Origin of the sequence: Bradyrhizobium sp. (genome assembly GCF_047605465.1) — a bacterium.
Lineage (GTDB): Bacteria > Pseudomonadota > Alphaproteobacteria > Rhizobiales > Xanthobacteraceae > Bradyrhizobium.
Genome location: NZ_JASGFS010000125.1, coordinates 1 through 4,038 on the forward strand (window position 1 = coordinate 1; position 4,038 = coordinate 4,038).

The window sequence follows — 4,038 nt, forward strand, 5'->3', positions numbered from 1 at the left end:
CGGAGATCGCCTTGGCCTGTTCGAGTTCGCCGATCAGCGCATCCTTCTCGGCGCGGGCCTCCAGCGTCGCAAAGGTCGAGGAGTGCAGGCGATGAGCCAGCAGCACGAAATAGCCTTCGGCCGCGAGCGCGAGGGCCGCCAGAATGATGTTGTCCAGCGAGCCGCTCATCGCAAAGCTCAGTGCCATCGCGACCGCGACCGGCGCGGTCGCGGCGAGTGCCGCGATCGGCAGATTGGCGGCCAGCATGCTCGACACCGCGATCACCAGCAGCATCAGGAACATCATCAGCGATTCCGTGACCATGTCGAGCACGGGATGGATCAGGATCGCCATCCAGCACAGGCCATAGAGCAGGTCGAGCACGACGAAGCGCGTGCGCCATGAGCGCGTTGCGGCGGGCGAGGTCGGCTCGGCGAGGAAGCGGCGGCAGCTGCGGATCATCGCGGCATGAATGCAGATCATGCCACAGGTCCAGGCCGCGGCCGGGATCGGCTGCATCCAGAAGCCGAACAACACGCCGGTCGCGACCACGAGCAGCATCACGACATAGGAAGCCGAGAGCCGTGTCTGGGCGTATTGGCGGAGCAGTTCCGCGTCGAAGGCAGGCCGCGTTCCGGTGGTCGACGTTAACTTGTCGCGGGCCTCGCGCACCCGCTGCGCCGCAGCCCGGCGAGTGCTCGCCGGCGGAGCGCTCACCGGTTCGGCCGGAAGCTGCACAACCTCGGGCTTTTCAGCGGGGTTACTCATCGAACAACAACAATTCCTGCCCGCGCGAGACGGGCCTTCTGCATTCTCTATCTCTGGCAACAAATCCTTAAGAGGTGCCTTAAGGAGCTAAAGATTTGCGTTAACGCGGCGTTAATCCGGATCGCGCAGGCGCGGCTCAATGCAGCCATGCATGCTGCGCGACATAGACCACGGCGCCGGCCAGATATCCCGCGAGCGCGGGGACCGCGATGCGGCGCGCGTACCAGAGGAATTCGATCCGTTCGAGCCCCATGGCGGCGACGCCGGCGGCCGAGCCGATGATGAGGATCGACCCGCCGGTGCCGGCGCAGTAGGCGATGAACTCCCAGAGGAAGCTGTCGGGCGGATAGTGCGCGAGGTCGTACATGCCTATGGTGGCGGCCACCAGCGGCACGTTGTCGATGACGGCGCTGAGCAGACCGAGCACGACGACGATGATGTCCTGGCGGCCGAGCGTCGCGTCCAGCCATCGGGCCAGCATCGCGAGCAGGCCGGCATGTTCGAGGACGGCGACGGCGAGGAGAATGCCGACGAAGAACACGATCGAGCCCATGTCGATGCGCGTCAAGGCATGCGCCAGCGACAGCGGGCGGCGGATGTGCTCGTCCTTGTCGCGGTGGACGATTTCGCCGACCAGCCAGACTATGCCGAGCCCGAGCAGGATGCCCATGAACGGGGGCAGGTGGGTGATCGTCTTGAAGGCGGGCACGGCGATCAGGATGCCGAGCCCGAGCCAGAACATCAGGTTTCGCTCGAACCGGTCGACGGCCAGCAATCCGTGGTCCCTGGACGGTGCCGCGATGGTCTTGCCCTTGAGCGCAAAGCTGATGAAGGCCAGCGGCACCAGCAGGTTGACCAGCGAGGGCAGGAACACCTTGCCCATGATGTTCAGAGGGGTGATCTGGCCGCCGATCCACAGCATCGTCGTGGTGACGTCGCCGATCACGGTCCACGCGCCGCCGGCATTCGCGGCAATGACGATGAGCGAGGCGAACAGCAGGCGGTCCTCGCGCCGGGCGATCAGCCGCTGGATCAGCGAGACCATCACGATGGTGGTCGTCAGATTGTCCAGGATCGCGCTGAGGAAGAACGCGACGAAGCCGACCAGCCACATCAGCTTGACCTGGCTGGTCGTGCTGATGCGCGCGGTGATGACCTCGAAGCCGTCATGCGCGTCGATCACCTCGACGATGGTCATCGCGCCGATCAGGAAGAACACGATCTGCGCGGTGGAGGCGACGGACGCATCGAGCTGCCGGCCGACCTGCGTGTGGTCGCCGGTCGCGAGCGCATAGATCGTCCAGAGCAGCCCCGCGCCGATCAGAGCGGAGGCGCTCTTGTTGACCGCGATCGGATGCTCGAGCGCGATCGCCGCGTAGGCGAGAACGAAGACTGCGGCGAGCGCGATCAGCAAGGCGATTTCGGACGGTCGGACGTCAGCGTTGCAGGCGTGCGAGCAGGCTCGACGTGTCCCAGCGCTTGCCGCCCATCTTCTCGACCTCGGCGTAGAACTGGTCGACCAGCGCGGTCACCGGCAGGTTGGCACCGTTGCGGCGGGCCTCCGCGATGCAGATCGAGAGGTCCTTGCGCATCCATTCGACGGCGAAGCCGAAATCGTACTTGTTGTCGTTCATGGTCTTGTAGCGGTTCTCCATCTGCCAGGACTGCGCCGCGCCCTTGGAGATCACCTCGATCACGGAGGCGACGTCGAGGCCGGACTTCTTGGCGAAGTGGATGCCTTCCGACAGGCCCTGGACGAGGCCCGCGATGCAGATCTGGTTGACCATCTTGGTGAGCTGGCCGGAGCCCGCGGGTCCCAGCAGCTTGCACATCCGCGCATAGGCGGCGATGACCGGCTCGGCGCCGGCATAGGCGTCCTGCGCGCCGCCGCACATCACCGTCAGCGCGCCGTTCTCGGCGCCGGCCTGACCGCCGGACACCGGAGCGTCGACGAACTTGAAGCCGGCCTTGGTGGCGGCCGCATCGAGCTCGCGCGCGACTTCGGCCGAGGCGGTGGTGTGGTCGACGAAGGTCGCGCCCTTCTTCATGCCGGCGAATGCGCCGTCGGCGCCGATCGTGACCGAGCGCAGATCGTTGTCGTTGCCGACGCAGCACATCACGAAATCCTGGCCTTCGGCGGCGGCCTTCGGGGTCGCGGCGGTCTTGCCGCCGAACTTGTCCGCCCACTCCTTCGCCTTGGCTGCGGTGCGATTATACACGGTGACCTCATGGCCCCCTTTTTTCACGAGGTGTCCGGCCATGGGGAAGCCCATCACGCCGAGACCGAGGAAAGCGACTTTAGCCATGTGCGGTACCTTGTCCGTAGGGGGTTTTACGGGTCTTGCCGGGCGGCGGCGCCGGAACGGCGCTCCGGGAGTTCCGGCGGGAAGGCAGATCGGAGGCGCACCATAAACCCTTGCTGCCGGAGGGCAACGGGTTCGTTCGGCGGCCTCCTGTGCTAGGATGACGGGACAAGGACTTCAAAAAAGGGAGCGGAAGCATGGGTACGGGCGTGAGCGTCGGCGTTCTCGATCATTTCAACATCCGGACCCGGAATCTTGCCGAGACGGTCCGCTTCTACGAGGACGTGCTGGGTCTCGAAAAGGGTGCCCGGCCGAATTTCGCCTTCCCGGGGGCCTGGATGTACAGCGAGGGCAAGCCGGTGGTGCATCTCGTCGACATCTCTCCGACCGCCGAGCCGCAGAAGCCCGATTCCGGCGTCGTCCACCACGTCGCCTTCATCAGCCGCGGTTTCGACGGCATGAAGCAGCGGCTGGCCTCCAAGGGGATGAAATTCGAGTCCCGCCAGGTGCCCGGCGGCGATCTGTGGCAGATCTTTGTTCGTGACCCCAACGGCGTGATGATCGAGCTCAACTACGAGGCAGCCAGGGAGCAGGGGGCATCGCCCGCCGAGATGGCAGACGATATCGGCCGGCAGTAGCCTTTTGGGCATTTCCGCTCTAATGGGGCATCCTAAAGCCTTGAGCATGGTCTGATCGGAAAACCGCTACTTTCCGGATCATGCTCTGTTCAGGAGATGCGCTTTGAGCGTGACGCAGCAACAGGTTCTCGACAGCCTCGCCCGGATCAAGTCACCGCGCGGGGTCGCGCTCACCAATGCCAACGTGCTGAGCGCGATCAGCGCCTCCGACGGCAAGGTGTTCTTCTCGATCAACGTCGATGCCGCCGAGGCGCGGGCCTGGGAATCCATCCGCGCCGAAGCGGAGGCCGCGGTGCGCGCCATTCCCGGCGTCACCGCCGTCATGGTGGCCCTCACGGCCGAGCGGAAG

Annotated in this window: 4 protein-coding genes and 1 pseudogene; 2 read left to right on the forward strand and 3 right to left on the reverse strand. The window is 65.4% G+C overall.

Annotated features, from left to right (window positions below; translation table 11 throughout):
- From QM712_RS36040 to QM712_RS36050, 3 genes and pseudogenes are all read right to left on the reverse strand, one after another.
- A pseudogene (locus QM712_RS36040) lies at nt 1-748 on the reverse strand (sensor histidine kinase); the annotation flags it as partial.
- A 136-nt stretch (nt 749-884) separates the two neighbouring features.
- On the reverse strand, nt 885-2,162 hold the full coding sequence (gene nhaD, locus QM712_RS36045; protein ID WP_415027902.1) for a sodium:proton antiporter NhaD: 1,278 nt from the start codon (nt 2,160-2,162) through the stop codon (nt 885-887).
- 22 nt (nt 2,163-2,184) lie between these two features.
- Complete coding sequence (locus QM712_RS36050) at nt 2,185-3,054, reverse strand: NAD(P)-dependent oxidoreductase (RefSeq protein ID WP_415027903.1); 870 nt, start codon at nt 3,052-3,054, stop codon at nt 2,185-2,187.
- Nucleotides 3,055-3,248: 194 nt separating this feature from the next.
- Here QM712_RS36050 and QM712_RS36055 point away from each other — a divergent pair, with 194 nt between their 5' ends.
- Nucleotides 3,249-3,689 (forward strand): VOC family protein, encoded by a 441-nt coding sequence (locus QM712_RS36055; RefSeq protein WP_415027904.1) that lies wholly within the window; start codon nt 3,249-3,251, stop codon nt 3,687-3,689.
- A gap of 103 nt (nt 3,690-3,792) precedes the next feature.
- On the forward strand, nt 3,793-4,038 hold a 246-nt coding region (locus QM712_RS36060), incomplete at its 3' end, for an iron-sulfur cluster assembly protein (RefSeq protein ID WP_415027905.1).

What these genes read in the sequence shown, in the direction of transcription:
- QM712_RS36050 (WP_415027903.1), bottom strand. Translation starts at nt 3,054, where the DNA reads ATGGCTAAAGTCGCTTTCCTCGGTCTCGGCGTGATGGGCTTCCCCATG.
- QM712_RS36055 (WP_415027904.1), top strand. Translation starts at nt 3,249, where the DNA reads ATGGGTACGGGCGTGAGCGTCGGCGTTCTCGATCATTTCAACATCCGG.